19 protein-coding genes are annotated in these 23,703 nt (G+C 50.2%); 11 read left to right on the top strand and 8 right to left on the bottom strand.

Annotation, left to right across the window (positions count from 1 at the left end):
* Nucleotides 1-25 precede the first annotated feature (25 nt).
* Nucleotides 26-1,426 (bottom strand): DUF3344 domain-containing protein, encoded by a 1,401-nt coding sequence (locus tag JOD20_RS14890; protein WP_204756024.1) that lies wholly within the window; start codon nucleotides 1,424-1,426, stop codon nucleotides 26-28.
* A gap of 183 nt (nucleotides 1,427-1,609) precedes the next feature.
* On the opposite strand from JOD20_RS14890, the gene JOD20_RS14885 reads away from it, so the two are divergent.
* From JOD20_RS14885 to dusB, 3 genes are all read left to right on the top strand, one after another.
* On the top strand, nucleotides 1,610-2,782 hold the full coding sequence (locus JOD20_RS14885) for an FAD-dependent monooxygenase (protein ID WP_204756023.1): 1,173 nt from the start codon (nucleotides 1,610-1,612) through the stop codon (nucleotides 2,780-2,782).
* Between the two features lie 80 nt (nucleotides 2,783-2,862).
* Nucleotides 2,863-3,441, top strand: coding sequence for a sugar O-acetyltransferase (locus tag JOD20_RS14880; RefSeq protein WP_204756022.1), 579 nt, complete (start codon nucleotides 2,863-2,865; stop codon nucleotides 3,439-3,441).
* Nucleotides 3,442-3,531: 90 nt separating this feature from the next.
* A complete protein-coding gene (gene dusB / locus JOD20_RS14875; RefSeq protein ID WP_239583870.1) occupies nucleotides 3,532-4,611 on the top strand; it encodes a tRNA dihydrouridine synthase DusB in 1,080 nt (359 codons plus the stop codon).
* 407 nt (nucleotides 4,612-5,018) lie between these two features.
* Here dusB and JOD20_RS14870 read toward each other — a convergent pair whose 3' ends face one another.
* Entirely contained in the window at nucleotides 5,019-5,270 is a 252-nt protein-coding gene (locus JOD20_RS14870) for a hypothetical protein (protein WP_204756020.1), read from the bottom strand.
* 13 nt (nucleotides 5,271-5,283) lie between these two features.
* The gene (locus tag JOD20_RS14865) at nucleotides 5,284-5,571 is read right to left on the bottom strand and encodes a hypothetical protein (RefSeq protein WP_204756019.1); all 288 of its coding nucleotides are present in this window, start codon (nucleotides 5,569-5,571) and stop codon (nucleotides 5,284-5,286) included.
* Between the two features lie 395 nt (nucleotides 5,572-5,966).
* On the opposite strand from JOD20_RS14865, the gene JOD20_RS14860 reads away from it, so the two are divergent.
* Nucleotides 5,967-6,473 carry a YbjN domain-containing protein gene (locus JOD20_RS14860; RefSeq protein ID WP_054533141.1) on the top strand — a complete coding sequence of 169 codons (507 nt, stop codon included), beginning with the start codon at nucleotides 5,967-5,969 and terminating at the stop codon, nucleotides 6,471-6,473.
* Between the two features lie 46 nt (nucleotides 6,474-6,519).
* Here the strand turns inward: JOD20_RS14860 and JOD20_RS14855 are convergent, their stop codons facing one another.
* The 3 genes from JOD20_RS14855 to JOD20_RS14845 are packed head-to-tail and all read right to left on the bottom strand — an operon-like array spanning nucleotide 6,520 to nucleotide 11,264.
* On the bottom strand, nucleotides 6,520-7,983 hold the full coding sequence (locus JOD20_RS14855; RefSeq protein ID WP_204756018.1) for a potassium/proton antiporter: 1,464 nt from the start codon (nucleotides 7,981-7,983) through the stop codon (nucleotides 6,520-6,522).
* Nucleotides 7,984-8,016: 33 nt separating this feature from the next.
* A complete protein-coding gene (locus JOD20_RS14850) occupies nucleotides 8,017-10,566 on the bottom strand; it encodes an FtsX-like permease family protein (protein WP_204756017.1) in 2,550 nt (849 codons plus the stop codon).
* Nucleotides 10,563-11,264, bottom strand: coding sequence for an ABC transporter ATP-binding protein (locus tag JOD20_RS14845; protein ID WP_204756016.1), 702 nt, complete (start codon nucleotides 11,262-11,264; stop codon nucleotides 10,563-10,565). The genes JOD20_RS14850 and JOD20_RS14845 overlap by 4 nt, the downstream gene beginning before the upstream one ends.
* A gap of 168 nt (nucleotides 11,265-11,432) precedes the next feature.
* Between JOD20_RS14845 and JOD20_RS14840 the strand changes: the two genes are divergently transcribed.
* From JOD20_RS14840 to JOD20_RS14820, 5 genes are all read left to right on the top strand, one after another.
* Nucleotides 11,433-12,776, top strand: coding sequence for a DnaJ domain-containing protein (locus JOD20_RS14840; protein ID WP_204756015.1), 1,344 nt, complete (start codon nucleotides 11,433-11,435; stop codon nucleotides 12,774-12,776).
* 67 nt (nucleotides 12,777-12,843) lie between these two features.
* Complete coding sequence (locus JOD20_RS14835; RefSeq protein ID WP_204756014.1) at nucleotides 12,844-13,431, top strand: lysophospholipid acyltransferase family protein; 588 nt, start codon at nucleotides 12,844-12,846, stop codon at nucleotides 13,429-13,431.
* A 99-nt stretch (nucleotides 13,432-13,530) separates the two neighbouring features.
* Nucleotides 13,531-13,998 (top strand): hypothetical protein, encoded by a 468-nt coding sequence (locus JOD20_RS14830; protein ID WP_204756013.1) that lies wholly within the window; start codon nucleotides 13,531-13,533, stop codon nucleotides 13,996-13,998.
* A gap of 284 nt (nucleotides 13,999-14,282) precedes the next feature.
* Complete coding sequence (locus tag JOD20_RS14825) at nucleotides 14,283-18,419, top strand: PAS domain S-box protein (RefSeq protein WP_204756012.1); 4,137 nt, start codon at nucleotides 14,283-14,285, stop codon at nucleotides 18,417-18,419.
* 2 nt (nucleotides 18,420-18,421) lie between these two features.
* Nucleotides 18,422-19,459 carry an HD domain-containing phosphohydrolase gene (locus JOD20_RS14820; protein ID WP_204756011.1) on the top strand — a complete coding sequence of 346 codons (1,038 nt, stop codon included), beginning with the start codon at nucleotides 18,422-18,424 and terminating at the stop codon, nucleotides 19,457-19,459.
* Here the strand turns inward: JOD20_RS14820 and JOD20_RS14815 are convergent.
* Both JOD20_RS14815 and JOD20_RS14810 read right to left on the bottom strand, forming a co-directional pair.
* The gene (locus tag JOD20_RS14815; protein WP_054533149.1) at nucleotides 19,446-19,679 is read right to left on the bottom strand and encodes a hypothetical protein; all 234 of its coding nucleotides are present in this window, start codon (nucleotides 19,677-19,679) and stop codon (nucleotides 19,446-19,448) included. The genes JOD20_RS14820 and JOD20_RS14815 overlap by 14 nt on opposite strands.
* 25 nt (nucleotides 19,680-19,704) lie before the next feature.
* Nucleotides 19,705-21,189, bottom strand: a complete 1,485-nt coding sequence (locus JOD20_RS14810; RefSeq protein ID WP_204756010.1) for a serine hydrolase — start codon at nucleotides 21,187-21,189, stop codon at nucleotides 19,705-19,707.
* A gap of 266 nt (nucleotides 21,190-21,455) precedes the next feature.
* On the opposite strand from JOD20_RS14810, the gene JOD20_RS14805 reads away from it, so the two are divergent.
* Nucleotides 21,456-22,766, top strand: a complete 1,311-nt coding sequence (locus JOD20_RS14805; RefSeq protein WP_204756009.1) for an NfeD family protein — start codon at nucleotides 21,456-21,458, stop codon at nucleotides 22,764-22,766.
* Between the two features lie 18 nt (nucleotides 22,767-22,784).
* Nucleotides 22,785-23,660, top strand: a complete 876-nt coding sequence (locus JOD20_RS14800; protein ID WP_204756008.1) for a slipin family protein — start codon at nucleotides 22,785-22,787, stop codon at nucleotides 23,658-23,660.
* Nucleotides 23,661-23,703: the final 43 nt, after the last annotated feature.

Here is a 23,703-nt window from a genome sequence, read left to right as displayed (position 1 = left end):
CTGTTGGCTTTTAGCTTCAAGATGCTTATTCAGCTGAACGAATTGCGATTGGCAAGAAGGCTCGCCATAGGCTTGGGGTTGGAGTATTGGTCGTGGTGCTGGTTGGAGTATTGGTCGTGGTGCTGGTTGGAGTATTGGTTGGGCTACTGGTTGCAGTGACAGTATTGGTTGGCGTGCTCGTTGCAGTATTGGTTGGTGTGTTGGTTGGCGTGCTTGTGGCCGTATTCGTCGGTGTGTTGGTTGGCGTGCTTGTGGCCGTATTCGTCGGTGTGTTAGTTGTCGTATTGGTTGCGGTTGGAGTTGGCGTATCGGCAACCAACGAAGTGATCGCTAAAATCAATCCCCCAACAAAATAGATATCTCCATTAGAGCTGGCGGTAATGTTAGCAGTGGTTTGGCCTGGGCTAGTCAAGGCTGATACATCAAAGGTATCAAGGTCAAAACCGCCCATACTATTGGCTACTCCAGTTAGTTGTGGCAAATCACCTGGTCTTGAAACTCGATAACCTAAATATGAGAGAGTGCTATTCATAATATTATCGGCAGGGTTTTGCGCATTGCTGACGCTATTACCATTAAACAGCAATTGGTCACCTGCGCTTGAGTTATCGCCCTCGTAGCCCACAATCGCAAGGTTGGTTGTGCTGCTGCTGGGAATATTGAATCCACTCAATGTGTTGGTAAGTGGCAGACCAATTGCAACCCGATCTAGGCCATCGTGGAGAATGATTGTCCGATTGGGTTGGCTTGGATCAGCATAGACTACTACTAACCACCAAGCGGCAAAGTCGAGGGTATCATTGGCATTACCAAACACGTTGCTTTGGACACCACTAATGCGATAGGCTCCAGAGCCATGATTTTGAACGTAGCTGGTGACATCGGCAACTGATTGATAAAACGAGTTTACGCTTACAACGGAGTTTATGGCTGTAACTGTTTGACCATTGCCCCGATTAAATTCGAGCGTAGCATCAGGATCGCCTGTGGATGGGACGCTATCCCAATGGGCAGCCCAATAGAGGTAGGCATGGGTTACACTAGCCCCGACTGGAATATTGAGCCTTGCACTACTCCGAGCCTGTGTATTCGTGATTGCGGTATTAGCTTCGGCTTGGCTTGTGGTAGGCGAATCGGCTCGCCAAAAAACGTCAATGCCAGAATCGCTCGTGTTTGTACCACATGCCCCAACCGCGCCCACTATTGTGGCGGGAACGCCCGCCGCACAATCATGGCCTAGTGTATTACCAATCATGATAACCCCGCCCCGTTGGGTCAGATTAAACCGTGGCTCAACTGCTGGCACTCCTTCCATTGCCGCCGAAGGCTTGAGTAAACTGCTCGTTAGTCCAAACGTACTAAGTAGTAACAAGCCGCCAATCAGCCGAATGAATCGATTTGATGAATATTGAGTTGCTTGTATCAACGAAAACTCCTATGTGACCAATATCTGACTGGATAACTACTGCTAGATTATCAACGAATTGGTGATCAATTGCCATAGTCGAATCTTCGTGCTCCTGTAATTTTCACTCTTGACAGCCTCTAAAAGCGCTTTATACTCAATAATATACCGACTAGTCAGTCAATTATTGATGAGGATAGAACGATGCAGCACAAACGCCGAATTTTGATTGTAGGTGGGGGGATTGCGGGCTTGACGCTGGGTTATTGGCTGAAGCATCATGGTGCGCAACCCACGATTATCGAGCAAGCAGCCCAACGCCGCGCCGAAGGCTATGGCATCGATCTTAGTGGCAGCGGCTGGGATGTGGCGCAACGAATGGGCATTTTAGCTGAGCTTGAGCGCCGCCAAATGCAAGTCGAAGCACTGATTATCAAAAATAGCCATGGCCAAACGATTGTCAAACAACCCTTGGCTCCTTTGCGCGAAGCCTTGCCCCACCCAATGTTGCACCTGATGCGCCCCGAATTAGAGGCAGTTTTGGCCGCTGCCTTGCCGCCTGATCTACCAGTGCGCTATGCCACCACGATTGTCGATTTACACCAGCATGCTGAGTATGTTGACGTGGGTTTTAACGATCGGAGCAGGCAGCAATTTGATTTGGTGATCGGTGCAGATGGAATTCATTCGCAAACGCGCCAGCTGGTGTTTGGCCCCGAAAGCCAGTTTGCCCGACCGTTGGGCTATACCTTTGCCACCTTCAAAATTCCAACGTTGGCCGACTATGGCGCAAATGCCACGATGTTGATCGAGCCACAGCGCCAAGCAACAATCTATCCCGATCGGCAGGGTGGTTTTTTAATGATGTTGGCCTATCGTAGCCCGCAAACCAGCTTGCCAACCCCCGATCAGCGCAAGGCGATGCTCCAAGCTGCATATCACAATGCTGGCTGGATTATTCCACAATTGATCGATTCAATTAACCATGAAAGTGCCTTTTATTGCGATGTGATCAGCCAAATTCGTATGCCGCGCTGGTCGCAAGGGCGAGTGTCGTTGGTTGCCGATGCTGCCCATTGTCTGACATTAATTTCGGGCCAAGGCGCAGCCACAGCCATGGGCGGAGCCTACGTGCTGGCCGAGGAGCTGGCCAAAACCGCCGATCATCAAGCATCTTTCCAGGCCTATGAGCAACGCATGCGCCTGTTTGTTGAGCGCAAACAGGCAGGCGCTCGTCGAGTTGCGTTAACCTTTGTGCCACGTACCCGCTTGGGTGTGCAACTCACACGCTTGATGATGCGCGCCGCATTTAGCCCCCGTTTGGCCCGCTCAATTGGCAAACGAATTGGCTTCGATAGCGTTTTGGCGATGGCCTAATCATTCGTAGGGCTGAATTATTTTCAAAAACGTTTCAGTATGCTAGTATTCAAGCACTATAATTATTAAGGATGCACATAATGAGCAAAACTGAACGTGAGAAAATGTTGGCAGGTGAATTATATGTGGCGGCTGATCCTGAGCTTCAAGCGCTCTCGTTGCGTAGCCGACGCTTAAGCCGCCAGTTTCACGCCATTGAGCCGGGTAATCCTGAGCAATCACGGGCCTTGTTGAAGGAGTGGTTTGGCGAAATTGGCGAGCATGTTTGGGTCGAACCTCCGTTCTTTTGCGATTATGGGGCACATATTCGCTTAGGCAATAATGTTTATTTCAATGCCAACTGCGTGATTCTCGATTGTAACTACATCACGATTGGCGACAATACAATGTGCGGGCCGGCGGTGCAAATTTATGCAGCCAGCCATCCGTTGCTCGCCAGCGAACGCATTAAAGGCCCAGAATTGGGCTTTCCAGTGACGATAGGCAAGAATGTTTGGATTGGTGGTGGCGCGATTATCTGCCCAGGCGTGACAATTGGCGATAACACCACAATTGGCGCTGGCAGCGTGGTAACCAAAGATATTCCAGCCAATGTATTTGCGGCGGGCAATCCCTGCTGCGTCATCCGCGAATTGGCTGATCCCGCAGCCAGCGAATAGGCGTATAATACAAAAAACGGCTTTTTCAATGCCAGCGTCAGTTGATGCTGGCGTTGTTGTCATATTAATCAAATCACATGGATGCAGCTTATGACTGATACTCTGACTCAAGCATTGCCCGAATCATTTCAACTTGGCTCAATGCGCATTTTTCCAAACATGGTGCTAGCCCCAATGGCGGGTGTAACCGATTCGGTTTTTCGGCGGTTGGTCTTGTCGTTGGGTGGCTGTGGCTTGGTTGTTTCCGAAATGACCAACGCTGCCAGCGTTTCGCCCAAAGCCATGAAACGCCATCGTTTGCTCGATTATATGCCAGAAGAACGCCCAATCTCGATTCAGCTTTCGGGCAACGACCCAGATTTGGTGGCCACTGCGGCGCGCTTTGTCGAAGAGCTTGGCCCTGATGTAATTGACATAAACTGCGGTTGCCCTTCGCCGAAAGTTACTGGCGGCGGCCATGGCTCGGCGTTGCTCAAAGATTTGCCCAAAATGCAACAAATGCTCAAAGCGGTGCATGCTGCAATCAAGATTCCGTTTACGCTCAAATTTCGCGCAGGCTGGGATGAGCAAACGCTGAATTATATTGATACTGCCAAAATTGCCGAAGATGCTGGCTGTGCAGCGATTACTCTGCACCCGCGCACCAAAGTGCAAGGCTATAGCGGCGATGCTGATTGGTCACGGGTTGCCGAAGTTGTGCAGGCGGTTTCAATTCCAGTAATTGGTTCGGGCGATGTGCGCACGCCAGCCGAGGCTTTGGCTCGGTTGGAACAAACCGGCGTTGCGGCGGTGATGATTGGGCGGGCTGCTATGGCCAATCCATGGATTTTTCGCCAAATTGCCCAATTGCGCGCTGGTCAAGCGATGTTTGTGCCAACGCCGAGCGATAAGCGTGATTTGCTGGTGCGCTATGTCGATATGTGTGCCGAAACCATGGTCGAGCGCCAAGCGCTGGGCAAACTCAAGCAATTGATTGGTCAATTTAGCATTGGCCTGTATGCGAGCAACCAATTGCGCCGCGATGTGCAACGCGCCAACGAAATTGAGGCCGCCAAAACGATTATTCATGGGTTCTTTGAGCCATTTATTAGCGGCGCGGTCGAGGCCGTCGAAGTGCCCGACGAAATCGCCGTGATCAAAGAAGGCTGCGAAAACGGCGCGAATAATTAGGTCGAGGGGTCAGAGGCTAGTTTTTAGGGGTCAGGAGCGCAACATGAAGAACATAGAGCATAGAACATAGAACATAATCCTACGAATCTGTGCCAATCTGTGGGTAAAAAACGGAGCCTTCGTGCCCTTCGCGCTCTTCGCGGTTCCATACCCTTCGTGTTCTTCGTGCTCTTCGTGGATCGAATATTTAACGCAGAGGCGCAGAGCACGAAAGGATGAAGGATGAGGGATGAGGGATGAAGAAGGATCAGGGCTCAGGGGCTTGGCTATTGACATTTGGGAACACAATCCTACAAATCTGTGGGTAAAAAACGGAGCCTTCGTGCCCTTCGCGCTCTGCGTGGTTCCATACCCTTCGTGCCCTTCGTGGATCAATCTTCGCGGTTTAATCCCTTAAGCAGCAGGGTTTATGCACTATGCTCGTGAATCAAACAAGCAAGTTGATAGGCAACTTCTTCGATTGAATCGCCATAACAAGCCCACTGCTGGCCTGCAAAGCTGGCGCTTGCCTCCCACTGCCCACGATCAGCGGTAAGATAGCGTTTGGGGGTAAATGAAAAACCAAATTCAGCCCGTTGATTGTTATGGCGTGGTCGTTGCACAAAATAGGGAATCAACTGTTCGATGCTGGTATCCAAGGCAGGAAATATGCGAGTCATTGTGGCTGCTCCTTTAATCCAAATCAATCGGCGGCGGATTACGAAGCATATGGAGCAAATTCTGCGCAGCTTCGGCGATGCTATTGCCATATTCGATCCAACCCCAGCCATGGAATGAGGCCCCGCTTTGCCATGCATAAACCTCGTTTTCCGCTACACTCCCAGGTTCTGGTGAAAATCTGAATCCGAAGCTGGTTGGCGCATTAAGCTTTAACGGCGGTATATGTGGATACAATGGTGGATCGTAGCAGATTTGGATGAGTTCTTCTAGGGTCTGATTGAAGTCGGAACTATTGCTCAAAATACATCTCCCTTGTGGCTTATTGCGGTTGCTGAGTATTATAACTAACCCTCGTGGCTATTGGCTATTGGGGAGCAGAAACATAATCTCAAGTATCTGTGCCAATCTGTGGCTAAACATACTCTTCGCGTTCTTCGCGCTCTTCGCGGTTCCATTCTCTTTGTGCTCTTCGTGCCCTTCGTGGATCAATTTTCGCTGCTTTTGTAGTTTCTGACCCCTTATGTCCTATGCTCTATGTTCTATGTTCTATGTTCTTCTGCGACAAGCGTTGACACAGCCGTGTGCGATACTAGCAGCACAAAGACCAATGACATGCACAACCTGCTCAGGTATAATAGCAACGAAACCGGTGTAGCACAGCGACGCTGTGTGTTATGCTCAATGCGAGGTGGCTCATGGAAGAACCAGAATACGCTCCTGAACTTGATCCTGAACATGAACAGGCCGCTGGCTGGCGTGGTTTCAGCACTTTAGGGCTTTTTCTCGAAGAAGATGGCTGGTATCCGCAGCGCGTCGACGATCGGCCTGCCTATCGCATGCACTATCAAGGCGCAAATGTCGATATTCGCTGCTTGGCCCAAATTAAACTTGAACAAGAACAATTGTTGATTTATGCCTATGCGCCGATGAAAGTGCCTGAAGATAAACGCCAATTGGTCGCCGAATATTTAACCCGTGCCAATTATGGCTTGCATATCGGCAACTTCGAGCTTGATTTTAACGACGGCGAAGTGCGCTTCAAGAGCAGCCTTGATTTTGAAGATGAAACATTAACCTTTATTTGGATTCGCAACACGATTTATCCATCAGTCCATCTGATGAATCGCTATTTCCCAGGCCTGATGATGGTGATGTATGGCGAGAAAACGCCTGCTGAAGCCATTACGGTCATCGAACAATAGTCAACCGAACCCCTTGCCCAAATGATTTGAGCAAGGGGTCGTTGGTTTAGCCTGCTTGTTTGGCGATGTTCAAGCGTTGGTTAATGACTTCCAAGGCTTGTTGGTCGGCCAACATCAGAATTGTGTCGTTGGCTTGCACCCGCGTGTTACCACTGGGCACAATCGTTTCACGCCCCCGCCGTATCAACACCACTAAAGCGCCGCGCGGCAATTGCAATTCCATAATGTTGCGCCCAGCTAAGCGCGCGTCATCAGGCACAACCACCTCGTACACGGTACTTTCGGGGCTGATCTCAGGAATAAAATCCAAGGGCTTGCTATTGATTTGAATCTCGTGCGACTGCAGTTTTAGCTTATCAGCCACCCAACCAATGCTCATGCCTTGCACCGTAACCGAGGCCAGCACCACAAAGAAGATAATGTGGAACAATTTGTTTGCCTCGGGAATTCCCGCAATCAGCGGGAAGGTTGCCAAAACAATCGGCACTGCGCCCCGTAAGCCAGCCCAAGCAATCATCAAGCGTTCGCGGATGTTGAAACGCGTAAAGCCTAAGGCAATAATCACGCTGAGCGGGCGGGCCACAAACATCAAGAACAGCGCCAATAACATGCCGCTGCCAATCAACGGCGGCAGTTGCGATGGAAACACCAACAAACCTAAGGTCAAGAACATGGCAATTTGCATCAACCATGCAATCCCTTCGTGGAAGCGAATTAAGCTGCGGCGGTGGATAATTGGCCGATTGCCAACCACCAAGCCTGCTACATAGACGGCCAAAAAGCCGTTGCCATGCACCAAAACTGCCGCCCCATAGACCATAATGGTCATGGTCAAGGTCAAGACTGGGTAGAGGCCATCTTGCAGGGGTAGCCGATTGATCAACCATGTGATCAGAAAACCGCCTAGCCCACCGATAATCACCCCCAAGACCATTTCCATTACGAATTCAATCGCTAATGCGCCAACCGAATGGTCGCTAGTGGTCAGAAAACTGGTCAAGCCGATCGTCAAAAATACAGCAATTGGGTCGTTGCTGCCCGATTCAAGCTCGATCAGCGATTCAACTGGCTCCGGCAGGCGCACGCCGCGCGTTCGCAGTACATTGAACACAGCAGCAGCATCGGTCGATGAGATGATTGCCCCAAGCAGCAACCCAACCAATGGCGGCAAATCGAAGAGCCAAACGGCAACCGCAGCCACCATACTAGCGCTAAGCATCACCCCAATATTGGCCAGCAATAAGCCTGGCCCAATAATCGGGCGAATTCTGTTCCAGTGGGTTTCAAGCCCGCCAGAGAACAAAATATAAATCAGCGCTACAATCCCGACAACTTGGGCAATTTTTACATTATCAAAATAAATATCACCAAGGCCATCAGAGCCAGCGAGCATGCCAATTCCCATAAACAGCACCAAGGCTGGAATACCCCAGCGATCGGAAACGGTGCTGACCACGATGCTAATTAGCACCAAACTTCCTGCAATGACAAAAATACTTTCTGTGCTCATTGGCCTCCTTTTGAGCATGATGATGCTCGACGACTATTCTTCTCGCAAGGCTAAGGCTGGCGAGGTACGGCCCATCTTCCAGGCTGGGTACAACCCTGCCAAGAGCGCCGCAACCACTGCTACAAGCAAGGCTTGCAGCAACAGCTGGGGATCAAGGATGAGTTGCATGGTCCAGCCAAATGATCGTTTGTTGATCACATAAACCAAGACGACTGCCAAAATTAAGCCAACTGGCAACGCCAAGAGTCCAGCAGTCAACCCCATCAAACCAGTTTGGCTGAGCACACTCAACCACAATTGGCGCGGGGTCATCCCATTGGCGCGTAAAACTCCAAGTTCGCGGCTTCGTTCTAATTGTAAGGCCATTAAGGCACTTAAAATGCCGATGAAGGCCACAATTGTTGCTAATAGCTGCAAAACTGCGGTAATTGCAAAGGTTCGGTCGAAAATTTCGAGGGTGCTTTGGCGCAAAACTTGGTTCGATTGCACTTTCAAATCTTGAATTGGCGCAGCCAAAGCCTGAATTTGACCAATCGTGGTGGCACTCTCTGCATTCTCAGTTAGCCAAATGGTGATCGAATGCACGGTATCAACATCCCAATATTTGGCAAAATCACGCCGATTCATCGAAATATAGCCTTGATCCGAGGCGTAATCGTAATAAACTCCAGCAATCGTAAATTGCTGTGGGCCACGCTGAGTCTGTAAGGTAATGCTATCGCCAAGCCCTCGCCCATAGCGATAACTAAATGGCTCGGAAACCCAGACTTGGCCTTGTTCGGCAAAGCCTTGCCATGCCCGCTCAGGATTAGTGATAAAGCTCAAGGCGCGTTTGCTCAATTCAGGGTCTTGATAATTGGCAACGGTTAATTGAACCGGCCCAAGCTCACTCTCCACCCGCAAATTAAGCAACGTCGTCAGCGAGGCGATATTTGGCAATTGGCTGATTTGCTCAACTAAGCTCAAATCAATCGGCGTATCGGCGCGATTGGCACTCAGGCTGGGCGCAGAAACAAAGACATCTGCTTGCAACGATTGATCAAGCCAGCGCACAACTGTCGTGCGAAACGAGCCGATCATCGTGCCAGCACCGACGGTTACCGAAACTGCGACCATCAAGGCGGCAATTGCCACGCCAGTGCGGCTGAGCGCGGCCACTACATCGCGGGCGGCCATCTTGCCAAGCAGGCCAAACATACGGTTGAGGGGAATTTGCAGCAATTTCATCATCTGCAAGGTTACGAACGGCGTAAACAAGGCACAGCCAATAATGATGCCAAACATGGCTGTAAAACTGAGGAATAAGCTGCGCGATGGCAATTGCAGCAAGCCAACACCCAAGCCTGCCAAGCCCAAGCCTGCCAAAGTCAAACGTGGCACAATTTGCTTAATGCGCTCCTCGATTGATGAGCGGCGCAGCACGGTGCGCGGCGGCGAGAACATGGCTTCGAGCGCTGGAATACTGGCCGCAATTAACGTCGCACCCAAGCCCAGCCCAAAACCTTTGAGCAATTGCATTGGGTCGATGCTAATATTTTGCACATTGACGCTGAAATAGAGATCGTTGATCGTTTGAGTGACTAAGCGTACCAAGCCACGCCCAAGCACAATCCCCAACAACACACCAAGCACAGCGCCGATGAGGCCAATGGCGGCGGCCTCAAGCAAAATTTGGCTGAATAGCTCGCGCCGTGTTACACCCAACGAGCGCAAAATGCCAAATAAGCCACGCCGTTGCACGACCGAAAAGGTCATGGTGTTGTAAATCAGGAAAACACCAACAATTAACGCCAATAAACTCAGCGCTTGTAAATTGAGTTCGAAAGCCCGCGTCATCTGTTGCAGGGTTTCGCTGCGCGCTGCGGGCGTGCTCAGGGTCGCATCAGCAGGCAATAAGGGCTTGATCTGCTCCAAGATTGCTGTGCGCTGTTCCTCAGGCAAAATCAAATCGATCCGGCTAATGCGATCGGGCTGGCCAACCAATTCTTGCGCGGTTGAAATATCGACCAGAATCAAATCGGCCAGCGCTTCTTGGCTCAATTGATCGTTGCCAGTAATCAAGCCGATAATCGTGATGCTGCGGCGTTGGCCGTCAATGCGGGTTTCGAGCGTTTGGCCGACGGTCAAGGCCAAGGTTTGGGCGGTTTGGGTCGAAATTAGACCAGTATTTGGCTCGGTCAAGAGCGCTTGCAGATCAGTTTGGTTGTTGAATAAAGTTGCTAGATATGGACGAAACGGCATCTCAGCAAATGGATCTATCCCAAATAGGCGAAATGAGCGCCCAGGCTGGTTGGGCAGGCTAATCGTGCGATCAACCACGGGTGCGACGGCTTTGAGTCGCAGGTCGGTGCGCAATTTGGCATAGAGATCGCTGGGCAGGCCATTTTGTCCGGCCAGAATTTGATCGGTAGTTTTGCCGGTGACGCTCTCAGTCGAAAGCATAAAGGCGCGTTGGGCGCTGCCATTGGCCAAATCGATGGCGATGACGACTGCAACGCCCAAGGCAACGCCTAAAATTGCCAACAACACTTGGGCGGGGTGGCGCAGTAAATAGCGCAAACTACTGCGATAGAGCAATTTCATAGCGCAACCTCGGCCAACGAATGCTCAACCAACTGGCCATCGACCTTGCTCAACACCCGATCGGCGCGGCGGGCAACTTCGAGCGAGTGCGTGACCATCAACAAGGTTTTGCCAGCTTGACGGCTCATTTCATCAAGCAAATTCAGCACTTCTTCGCCGGTTGTGGCATCCAAATTGCCGGTTGGTTCATCGGCGAGAATCAAGAGCGGGTCGTGGGCCAAGGCACGGGCGATCGCAATCCGTTGCTGTTCGCCGCCAGAAAGTTTGTCGGGGTAGACATGGCGACGATCAAACAGATGCACGCGGCGCAATAATTCATAGGCTCGTTCACGTTGAGCTGCGGTTAGTCGTCCGGCCAATTCAAGCGGCAGCAGCACGTTTTCCTCGACGCTGAGGGTTGGAATCAAATTGAAAAATTGAAACACAAAACCAATGTGTTGCCGCCGAAAGAGCGTCCGTTGATGCTCGTTAAGCTTGCCTAGATCGATCGCATTGATCGTAATGTTGCCAGAACTAGGCGCATCAATTCCGCTTAAAATATTCAATAAGGTTGATTTGCCCGAGCCAGAACGCCCAAGCAAGGCAATAACTTCGCCCTGCTGAATCTGGGCGTTAATATCGCGCAGTACTAAACGTTCTTGGCCAGCCTCTTGAAACGATTTTGTAACATGGTCAAGATTAATTAATATTTTTGGCATATGTTCCTACTTAATCGGCACCGAATGTGCTATGCTAGTGCGTAGGGAGTTTGGGCGATTGCGCTTAAACTGTAACACTGATTTCGCTTCATTGCCCAAATTTTCACAATGATCTTGATCGGCGTGGTATAATCGCCGAGAACCACCAGCGAACTGAGGATAGTGCTCGTGTACGATTTTGAACAGCTTGACTCCTATGAACTGCTTGGAGTGGCGCGAACTGCCACGCCAGAGGAAATCAAACGGGCGTATCGCCAAGAAATTGCCAAATATCACCCTGATCGTTGGAACAGCGCGAGCGCCAACGAACAAGAGTATGCCCGCAAACGAGCTTCAGCGATTACCGAAGCCTATAGTTTGACCCAAAAAGACAAGCCTGTTCGGCGTGCAACCCCGAGTGCAGCGGCAACGCCTGAGCCAACCAGCAACCCTGAGCGTTTGGCTCAGTTGTATGAGCATGGCCGAGGTTTGTTGGCTGCCAATGATTTTGCTGGTGCTGCAAATGTTTTTCGCCAAATTCAAAATGCTGATCCGTTTTATCGCGATAGCGCCGATTTGCTGTATCGGGCTGAATTTGCCTTAAAACGTAATCAGCCAGCCAAAGCCAAGCGTCCAATCAATAAAAAAGCCGTAGCGATTATTGGCGGCAGCGTTGGGGTTGCGGCCTTGGTTGGGGCTGTCTGGTTTTTTGGTGGTTCAAATAACGGGGCCAACAACCCCAATGCTACGGCAACCGCGCCGATTGTGGCCGAATTGCCAACTCTCACGGTTGAAGGCGACGTAGCAATTAATCCCACTGCGACCAGCGATGAAGGCGTAATCGTTACGCCGAGCGTTGAGCCAACGCTTGCAGCGACGAGCGAACCCACTATCGAGCCAACCATCGAACCAATGCTTGAGCCAACCATTGAGCCACCCATCGAACCAACCGTCGCACCAAGCCCAACCACTGAGCCAAGTGCTGTACCAAGCAATACGCCTGCCGCCTTGCCCGACGATCTGAGTGGGCCGGTGCTGGTGACCGATAATTTGGATGGTGGCACGTGGCCTGTTGGCAATGGTGGCAACTGGAATTTTGAGTTTATCAATGGCCGCTACCATATGACCATGGTGCCGGGCGTTGGCTCGGTTTGGTCGTTTGGCCCAGCCTTGCCCGCCCAAAATGTGGTTTTAGCAGCCGATGTTGAGGCGGTCAGCGGTAGCGGCGGTTTGATGATGGGTTTTATTGATGGCAATAATTACTATCGCTTTCTGATTGCCTCCGATGGAACGTGGGCTTTTCAGCAGCGTTTTGCTGGTCAAACCAATTTGCTGGCTTCTGGCGAAGGCTTGGGGCCTGGGCGCTTGGTCATTGCCCAACGTGGCGCTGTAACCCATCTCTATTGGAACGATACCTATCTTGGAGAAGTTGTGTTGCCTGCGTTCCCTGGTGGAGCGTATGGCTTTGTATTGGCTGGCAATAATGGTGCTGATGTCTATTTTGATAACCTACGACTTCGCGCTTTGCCATAGCTGCTAGAAGGTTTGCGCCATGGTGCCATTCGTCTATTACATTGTTAGGTTTATTTGCCGTGTGCTTATGGGGATGCGAGCGCGCTTGGTGGTTGAAGGCCAAGAGCATTTGCCCGCAACTGGGGGCTATATTTTGGCCTCGAATCATGTGAGCAACTGGGACCCTGTGGCCTTATCGTTGGGGTCGCCTGGCCATCTGATTGGTGCACTCGGTAAGCAAGAGTTATTTGAATTGCCAATTCTGGGACGCATTGCCAGCGCAGTTGGCGGGATTCCCGTGCGCCGTGGCGAAGCTGATCGCGAGGCTTTGGCGCGTTGCAAAGCAGTGTTGCAATCAGGCCAACCATTAATTATCTTGCCCGAAGGCACGCGCTCGCGCTCTGGTGAGCTGCTCGAAGGCAAACATGGCGTGATTGCCATGGCCCAGTTGGCAAATGTACCGATTGTGCCAGCCGCGGTGATTGGCACCAAAACCATGGGTTGGCCATGGCGACGTTCGACCGTGATTGTGCGTTACGCTGCGCCAATTGTCGTTGATCGCAAAATTAAAGGCCACGAAGGCCGCCAACTTGCCTTGGACACAACCATGCATCAAATTGCCTCGATGCTACCGCCAACCATGCGTGGCTTCTACAAACAAGCCCTTAGCGTCTAAATTGCACCGCTCGCAATAAGAAATTGCGGGCGGGTTTTTTAATCGCTGGCTCATTTGTTTGTGCTAAGCTCTGCTCGATGAACTTAGCCGTGAGGAAGAATGATGGTTTGGCGATTACTATTTGGCTGCTGTTTGGGGTTGCTCTTATTAAGTTGTTCAGAACAAACCTCCATTTCTCCAGTTGCTACCCCATTTGGCGATTTAAGCGCAATTACCGCTGGTAGTGGTCAGATTGCAATTTTTTCGGGCATGCCGAATCCTCAATGGCTCCTTGATGCCGATGCTGTCGCCCATATTCAGCAGGTGATCCAAACTGCAACTACGCTCAATCCTTCAACGCTTGCTGAACCACCGGGCCTTGGCTTTGCTGGAATGTCCTTGGAGTTGCGCGGCGCTGGCGAACCCCTGAATGTGACAGTGTTCAACGAGGCTATCACCATTCGACAGGCAAGCACAATCACCTATCTATCCGACCCTGATCGGGTATTTGAGCGTTGGTTGCTTGCGAATGCTCGTCCTCAGCTTGAGCCAGCAATCTACGATTTGGCCAAGCATAACTTACCATAAGATTTTAATTCGTAGCGTTTGTGATGCTCGCAGCGCTCAACACGCCAGTGATTTGCGCACTTGGTTCGTTGAGCCATACCCCGCACTTCGTTGCTAAACTCCCCCCTTTTGAGCGTGATCCTACCCTGTGAGCACTAGCCTAAATAGGACTGAAATCGTTTTCATGACGAGCAAATCGTAAGGTTCTCCGTTGGTTCTCAACCGTACTCTAGCGACAGAAATGCACGCTTGCTTTGCTTGGCGTATGCAAAATGCTTCAAGAGCGTGTTGAGGAAATTGCTGTTATGACCTGTTATGCCAATGAATCGTTGCTGGAGTTGCAATTAACCCAGCAAGTGCGCCTGCTTGAGGCCGAATTGCAGCACGTCCGCGGCCATACTGCCAAACTCCAAGCCTTGATTGATCATACCGAGAGCCTGATTTGGTCGATTGATACTAATTATCATTTGATTATGAGCAATCGCACGTTTCATGAATATTTGCATCAATGGTACGACCAACACATTGAGTTAGGCCAGCCGATCAGCATGTTGCAACTGCCCAAAGCAATTGCCAAACCGTGGAATGATGCCTATCGCCGTGCCTTGCAGGGCGAAGCATTTGCCCAAGAATTTGTGCATCAATATGCTGGCGCAACCCGCTATTATGAATTTCATTTTGCGCCAATCCTCGATGCGCAACGGGTGGTGCAGGGGGTTAATATTTCGGGCCGCGATAGTAGCAGCCGTCGCTTGGCCGAAGTGATGTTGCGCAGCAACGAAGCCCGCTATCGGGCGATCAACGAAGCCGCGCCTTATGGTGTGTTCTTCTGCGATACCGAGGGCCAATGTGTCTATGCCAACACCGCGCTCTTGCAGATGCTCGAAGTTAAGCTCGAAGCGGTGCTCGGCGATGCCTGGATAGAATTTTTGCACCCAACCGATCTCTCAAATAGCACGAGTTTTTGGCTTGATTTAGCCTTGTTAGTCAAGCAACTGCCGATTCCCGCTGTTTTGTTTGACCAAACCGTCCGTATGAACACCAACCTGAATCAATTAATCTGGCTGCGCTTGCGTATTTCGCCAGTGATTGAGGATGGCGTGTTGTGTGGCTTTGTTGGTATTACCGACGATCTCAGCGCCTTGAAAAAAGCTGAAACTGCGGCCCAAGATAATCAACATTTTATTCAGAAAATTGCTGATACGCTTCCATCGCAATTATTTATCTACGACCGCGATTCCGCCTCGATTATCTATACCAATGAGGTGAGTCGTCAGTGGTTTAAAAGCTTTAATATTGATCCTACAGACATTAGTACTATTCGGTCTCTCTTCCACCCTGACGATCAGGCTAGCATCCATCAAGCTCTACGAGGTAGTATAGTAGCTAACGATGGTCAACCACTAATTCTGGATTTTGAGTGTCGTTTACGCTCACCTGAAGGCCCATATCGCTATTTTGCCCTGCGTATCACCCCCTTTACCACCGATGCTGATGGGAGCGTAGCCCAGTTGCTTGGCGTAGCCAGCGATATTACCGAACGCAAATTGCAAGAGCAACAAATTCGCCAATTGAATGAGCAGCTTGAACAACGTGTTATCGAACGAACCCAAGAGTTAGCTCAATCGTATCGATTTCAGCGCACTATGATTCAACACGCACCCTCCATTATTATTTCGCTCGATCCAGGCGGCGTGGTACGCGGCTTCAATCAAGCTGCCGAATTTGAGTTTGGCTATCAAGAATCCGAGTTGTTGGGTCGGCCCTTCCCTACCAAATTATTCGATCGCTCCGATTTGAGCTATCGCTGGGAGATGGAGCAACATCGTAATCAAGGTTTCTTCTACTCCGATTTGGATATTTTGCTGGCCGAGGCGCGACGCGGCATTTCCGAGCCACACGAATGGCAAGCGGTGCATCGCTCAGGCTCACGCTTTCCAGTCGAATTAACTATTACGCCACTCTTGAATGCAGATGTTTTAGAGGGCTTTTTGCTAATTGGCAACAACATTGCCGCGCGCAAACGCTCCGAAGAAGAATTTCATTTGCTCTATCGTACAACCCGCTCGGTGAGTGAGGCCGTCGATTTCAACAGCGCGCTCGAAGTGGTGTTGCGTAATATTTGCGCCGCGATTGGCTGGGATCTGAGCGTGGCTTGGGTTCCGAACGCCAATCAAGACTATCTCGCCTTAGCTCCAATTCGTTGGAGCAGCAACGAGCGCTTTCAGCATTTTTATCAATATATGCAAAACTTGGAATTACCCCAAGGAGCTGGCATGGCTGGGCGGGTCTGGCAAACCAAACAATCAGCGCAGTATTTGCTTGAGCAGCAATATTGGGCTGAATGGAATCTCAGTCAGCGTGGCTATGAATTGGCGCAGCAGGTTGGGCTGCAATCGGCGGTGGTTGTGCCAATTTTGGCCAACGATCAAGTTGTGGCCATCCTTGAGTTCTTCCGTAGCAGCAAAGGTGCCGATAATGAACGCACCAGCAGGTTAATTTCGGTCATCGCAACCCAACTGGGCACGCTGTTTCAACGCAAACAGGCTGAAATGCAACTGCGCCAGAGCGAAGCCAAAAATCGCGCACTTTTGGCAGCCATGCCCGATTTAATGATTCGCTTTACTGCCAAGGGCGAAATTTTGGATTATCACACCAATGATCCATCCGATCTCTTTTTGCCTCAAGATGCGATGATCGGCGCGAATGCTCACAACCAGCTGCCGCAACCCCAAGTCGTTAATATTTTGAGTGCAACCCAACGGGCGATTGAAACCAATAGCACCCAAAATGTTGAGTATGAACTTACGCTGCCCAAAGGTAACACCGTGTTTGAGGCGCGAATTGCGCCGAGTGGCGGCGATGAGGTTGTGATGGTGATTCGCAATATTACCGAACGCAAGCGCATTGAGCAGCGTCTTCAGCAACAAACTGATGAATTAAGCATTGCCAATGCCGAATTAGCCAAAGCAGCGCGGCTCAAAGATGAATTTCTGGCCAGCATGAGCCACGAATTGCGCACCCCTTTGACTGGTATTCTGGCCTTTAGCGAGGCCCTGCGCTACGAGCAATATGGCGCTTTGAACCAAGAGCAAGCCCAAGCCCTCAGCCAGATTGATGAAAATAGCCGCCATTTGCTCGATCTGATCAACGATATTCTTGATCTTTCAAAAATCGAAGCAGGTAAGTTGACGATTAATTATCAAACGATGATTATTGACGAAATCTGCCAAGCAAGCATCCGGATGGTGCAAAAATTAGCTCACAACAAAAAAGTTGAATTATTGTACGAGCCATGTGCCGAAGATGCGCTGATTTGTGCAGATTCACGCCGATTGAAGCAGATGTTGGTCAATTTATTGAGCAATGCAGTGAAGTTTACGCCAAATGGTGGCCGAATTGGGTTAAGCGTCAAGCTTAATAGCCAATTACGTCAGGTTGCATTAACGGTTTGGGATACAGGAATTGGTATCAATACTCACGATATTCCCAAGCTTTTTCGGCCATTTTCGCAACTCGACAGCAAACTTTCACGTCAATATGCTGGAACTGGCTTGGGTTTGGCCCTAGTATATCACATGGCCAATTTGCATGGCGGTCGGGTTGAATTGCAAAGCGAGGTTGGGGTTGGCAGCCAATTCCGCCTAATCTTGCCTTGGTATGGCATCGATCACGCCGAAATTGAACCAGTTCAACAGCCAATGCTCTTAGCTGTCACTGAAGATCGCACGCTCACTATTCAATTGGTGGCCTACGCTGAGCAATTAGGTTGGGATGTGCGTTTCTGCAAGCCCTATTTCGATTTGCAACCATATTTGCAGCATGCTAACCAAACAATTCTTTATGATCTACGCCAAATCGGCTTATCACAGCAAATTTTTGAGCAATTGCGCCAGAAAACGAACAATCATCCGGTGATTTTGTTCTGTGATCAAGATTTCAAGCTCGATATGACGCTTCCTGAGCATTGGCATTGTATGTATCAACCAATGAATCAACAGCGTTTGTTCAACACCCTGAAATATATTGATTCGACGTATCAGATGGCCCAAAAATTGCCAGTTAATAGCTCAAAGCAAATTCTCTTTGCTGCTGATAACTTGGCTAATAGCCTGTTGATTCGTGATTTTTTGAGTGAATTTGGCTGGGAAGTGACGCTTGTTTACAATCAACACGATGTTTATGAGGCAATTGCCAATCAAGCAATCGATTTGTTGGTGCTCGATTTACAATTGGCTGGTGGCGATGCAATTCAGATGATTAGCACAATTCGTCGCCATAAACACTACCGTGATCTACCAATAATTGCCTTGAGTGCACTCGCCATAATTGAACATCAACATATTGCCGAGCATGCTGATACAGTTTTATATAAACCATTAAATTTAGTCGAGCTTGAACGATTAATCAATGGTTTGTGCAATCCATCAAAGGAGGCTTGATCGTGAATTCTGCTGCTACCATTTTGATCATTGACGATCTCGCCGTTGCGCGAGCAAGTATGAATGCAGTGTTGCAAGGCGAAGGTTATGAGCTGGTTTTTGCCGAAAATGGCATCACTGGAATTGCCAAAGCCCTAGAACTTTTGCCAGATACAATTTTACTTGACGTAATGATGCCTGATATGGATGGTTTTGAAGTTTGTCGCCAAATTCGCGCCAACCCATTGCTGGCCGAAATTCCGGTGGTAATGGTAACCGCCTTAGATGATCGCGAATCACGCTTGCAGGGCTTGCGCGCGGGGGCCGACGATTTTTTGAGCAAGCCGATTGATAGCCTTGAAATCAAAACCCGTTTGCAAACGATAACGCGCCTGAATCGTTACCGCCGCTTGCAAGATGAACGCCGCCAAGTCGAGCGCTTGAATCAAGAAATTATCGATGCCTATAACGCTGGGATCGAGGCTTGGTCGCGGGCGTTGGATCTGCGCGATAAAGAAACTGAAGGTCATAGCAAGCGCGTGACCGAAATGACCGTGCGCATTGCTGAAGCCTTGGGGATTACTGGCGACGCTTTGGAGCAAATTTGGCGCGGCGCATTGCTGCACGACATTGGCAAAATGGGCATTCCCGATGCGATTTTGCATAAACCAGGCCCATTAACCAACGAAGAATGGCTGGTGATGCAAAAACACCCAACCTATGCCTACGATTTGCTGCGGCCAATTCATTATTTGCAGCCAGCGCTGGATATTCCCTATTGTCATCACGAAAAATGGGATGGCAGTGGCTATCCGCGGGGATTACAAGGAACCGAAATTCCCTTAGCGGCGCGAATTTTTGCTTTGGCTGATGTGTGGGATGCATTGCGTTCCGACCGACCATACCGCTTGGGCTGGCCGGTCGAACGAATTCGCGAACACATTGCAAATTTGGCGGGCAGCCATTTTGACCCTGCGCTTGTGCCACTCTTTTTGCAGCTGGTTGAGGAGGCGAGTGAGCCGCTATTACTGGACCACTATGCCTCGGCTACGCTTCGGTAGTTTGCGGCTTTTGGGCTTCGTATTCGCGGTGTGCCAACTCTGAAATCAGCATATAGCGCTGAATGATGCTGGCAATTGGGGCTAGCACCGCAATTCGACGGCTGGCTTCTTGGCTGACCCGAATAAACTCATCGACATCGCTTGCTTGCTCAAAACGGCGCTGCAAGCGTTCGGCTTCAACCTTCAACTGTTCGATGTACAGTGGTTCTGTTCCAAGCATCCCTATGACCCTTTCCAAACAACGACTAGCGAATTTGGGGATGGCGTGCAGTATAGATGATCCGCGAAATATCAGCGAGTAAGGGGTCGGAAACCGGCGTTTCAATAAAATCGGTATCCTGCCAAATCCACATACTTACGATATATTCATCGCCGTTGGGGTCGCGCACGTAGCCTGCATCGGCGCGCGCATCATCGACCCAGCCGCTCTTGTGGGCCACAAAACTACCTTCAGGCACGCCCGCCACAATTTTGTTGGTATCGCGATTGCGGCTGAGAATGGCGAGAATTTCGTTACAGCGTTCGACGTTGAGCAACGTATCTTCCATATCGAGCAACACCCCATGGCCTTGGCTACATTCGACAATTGCCCAAACCACTTGGGCCATTTCGCGTGGCGAAGAACGCACATATGGGTCGGCATTGGTATACGGCTGTGCGCCTTCTTGGCCGCGTTTCGGCACTTCTACGCCCTGCACCAGCGAAAGATAGTCGATCGACTCAAACGGTGCTGCCAAGGTTGTATATTCTAATCCTAGAATATCCGTCAGGGTTTGGTCGAGGATTTTTGCACCTTCTAAGCCATCGCCATCGCCAATCATTGCCAGCAAATCATTGGAGGCCTCATTATCGCTATCGCCAATCATCAGATCGATCATGGCATATTGATCGTCGGTGAATTCTTCGCGGCTGATGAACGATTGCACCAGAATCGGAATTTTCAGCACGCTCATGCCTGAGAAGACCGTATCGCCGCGATAATCGTACCATTGCTCGTTTTTAATATCGTAGACTGAAATACCAAACACACCCTCCCATTCAGCTTCGCGTTCGGCCAAGGCCGCCGTTAGTTGCTCAGGGCTGGCTTGCAGATTGTTGGTTACAACTTGGGTTGGAATCAACAGGGTTTGGCTGAGCTGCAAGGTTTGGCTAATTTCTGCTAGCAGCGCTGTCCGATCAAGGGTTAAGCCTGGAGTGAGCACAAATGCTGAGCGTTCGCGATCGTAGCCAACCGTGGGCGAGATTGCAATTGCCTGCTCAATTTCAGCAAATGTTTGATTGAGCAATTGCTGATCGAAGCTGCTATTGATTGCCAAGCGCACCGGAATTTGCTTGTCGGCCAGATCGCGGGCATCGAGCAAGGCTTGGCTAAAATCATGCTGATAGCCAAGTTGGTGCATGCTCAGTTCGATTGGTGCTAGCAAGTTTGGGTTGGTCAAGCTGAGCGTGGCATTGGGATAAGCAGCTTGGAGCGCAGTTAGGGCTTGATCTTCGCTGAGGCCACCAATCTCAATGCTGCCAATTTTGGCGCGATCAGGAAAAACCCATTCGCTTGAGGTCAGCATCGAAAGCGTCGGTGGCGCATCAAACTCGGCAGGAGTTGCAGCAGTGCGTTCAGGATGTGAATTCGAGGGAGTGACTGCTTCGGTGGCAGGAAGATAGTAAATTGCTATCCCACAGGCCAGAATTGAGAGCATCGTCACCCAAAAGAGCAAAAAAGCTTTTTTCATTGATGCATGTAGCTTAATAAGTGAATAGAATTGTGTACGATACGGCTAACCAGCACAGTGAGAACCCCCTAAGTATACCGCAGGTTGCGGCTTTGCGGGTATCTAGAGTTCGCTGTTTAAAATGAAGATTGTATGAGAATGTTTAATCTCTTTAATCTTACCATTTGACGCAGCCCTTGCGAAGCCTGCTACAATACAGCCAGAACCATTGCATCATTTTGCACGTTGCCTCGTATAGGCTGTATGGCATCGCCAAGGGAGGTACGATGAGACAGCTTCGAATAGTAGCGTTAATTGTTTGGCTCAGTTTGGTAACGCTGCCAAGCTTTAGTTATGCAGCTGCGGATAATGCGCTGTGTATGGCTTCCGTCAGCGGCATTATCAACCCAGCGGTTGCCGATTATCTGCAACGCAGCGTGATTCAAGCAGAGCGGCAAGCTTGCCAAGGCTTAGTTATCAAGCTGAATACTCCAGGTGGCCTGACATCTTCAACCTGGCAAATTGGCGAGACCTTGCTCAATGCCAAACTGCCAGTGATTGTGTATGTTACGCCGCAGGGAGCGAATGCAGGCTCGGCAGGCGTTTTCATTACCTACGCTGCCCATATTGCAGCAATGTCGCCCAACACCAACATTGGGGCGGCCCATCCAGTTGATGGTAGTGGCTCGGATATTGATGGTGATCTGCGCGATAAAATTACCAACGATGCCGTTGCGCGCATCACCACTTGGGCCAAATCGAATGGCCGCGACCCTGAATGGGCTGAGCAAGCGGTGCGCCAAAGTGTTTCGATTGGCAGCAGCGAAGCGCTCGAATTGGGCGTGATCAACTTGATTGCCCAAGATGATGCTGATTTATTGCGTCAACTGAATGGCCGTCAGGTTAATTTGGCCAATGGGACGCAAGTTACCTTGCAAACCCAAGCCAGCGCCTTTCAAGCCATCGAAATGACATGGCTCGAACGCCTCTTGCATTTTTTGGGCGACCCGACCATTGCCACGATGCTGATTAGCTTGGGCAGCCTAGGGATTTATTTCGAGGCGGCTAACCCAGGTTTAGGTGTAGGTGGCTTTTTGGGCGTTATTTCGATCTGTTTGGGCTTGTATGGCCTGAGCGTGTTGCCGCTGAATACGGTTGGGGTTGTGCTGCTGATCTTAGCCTTTGTGCTGTTTGCAGTTGATATTTTTGCAACAGCGCATGGAGCTTTGACGGTTGGCGGTTTGGCCTCATTCGTGATTGGCGCGTTGTTGCTGGTTGATCCAGCAGAAGCCCCGGGGATTATCGTCTCGCGCGCTTTAATCACTGGGCTGAGCGTTGGTTTGGCAGTGATTATTGGGCTAAGCCTTTGGATTATCCGGCGCAGCAAGCTCGTTGGGCGGGGTGCTGGTGGCGAACGCCTGATTGGCACGATTGCTAAAGTTCGCTCAGCGGTTGCACCTGAAGGCATGGTTTTTGTTGATGGAGCCTTGTGGCAAGCCCGTTCGGACGATGCCTTGACCGTCGGTGATCAGGCTGAAATTGTTGGTTTAGAAGGATTAACCTTGATTGTGCGTCGTGTGGCGCATAGTGGGCGCTAATGCGCGGAGGTAAGTACAATGGGTGAGTTTGGCGGTATTGCCTTGATTTTCATTGCCGTGATCTTATTTTTCTTTTTGATTTCGGCAATCAAAATTATTCCTGAATATGAAAAAGGGGTCATTTTTCGCTTGGGTCGCTTGGTCGGTGTGCGCGGGCCTGGGTTATTCTTTGTGATTCCCATGCTTGAGCGCATGTTCCGCATCGATACCCGGGTGATTACGATGGACGTGCCGGCCCAAGAAGTTATTACCCGCGATAACGTGACCATTCGGGTTAATGCGGTACTCTACTTCTTGGTGATTGATCCGGGCAAAGCAGTGGTGAATGTGATGGATTACATTCGCGCGACCATGCAAATTGCCCAAACAACCTTGCGTTCAGTCGTTGGTCAATTTGAGCTTGATGAAATGCTTTCACAACGTGAGCAAATCAACCATCGTTTGCAACAAATTATTGACGAGCAAACGGAGCCTTGGGGCATTAAAGTTAATATCGTTGAAGTCAAAGACGTTGAATTGCCCCAATCAATGCAACGGGCAATGGCGAAACAAGCTGAAGCCGAACGTGAAAAACGCGCCAAAATCATTCACGCCGACGGTGAGTTCCAAGCTTCAAAGCGCTTGGCCGAAGCTGCCGATGTGATTTCACGCGAGCCTGTCACCTTGCAATTGCGCTATTTGCAAACCTTGACCGAAATTGCAGTGGAAAAGAACTCGACGTTGGTCTTCCCATTGCCAATCGACTTGATTCGGCCATTCATTGACCGCGCCTATAGTGGTCTGAATAATGATGGCTATTCGGAAGGTGGTAAAAAGCCAAATGAACCACGCCCTGCGAATCCTGAAGCGCGGCGCGGTCTGTTTGATCCAATGACGGGCTTGCCACTCGAATAATGAGCGCCAAATCCGGCAATGTGCCCTGCTCTTTTGAACGAAG

Origin of the sequence: Herpetosiphon giganteus, from assembly GCF_016907925.1 — a bacterium.
GTDB classification, from domain to species: domain Bacteria; phylum Chloroflexota; class Chloroflexia; order Chloroflexales; family Herpetosiphonaceae; genus Herpetosiphon; species Herpetosiphon giganteus.
The sequence above is the reverse complement of the archived record's forward strand: the minus strand, read 5'-3'. Positions and strand labels throughout refer to the sequence as shown.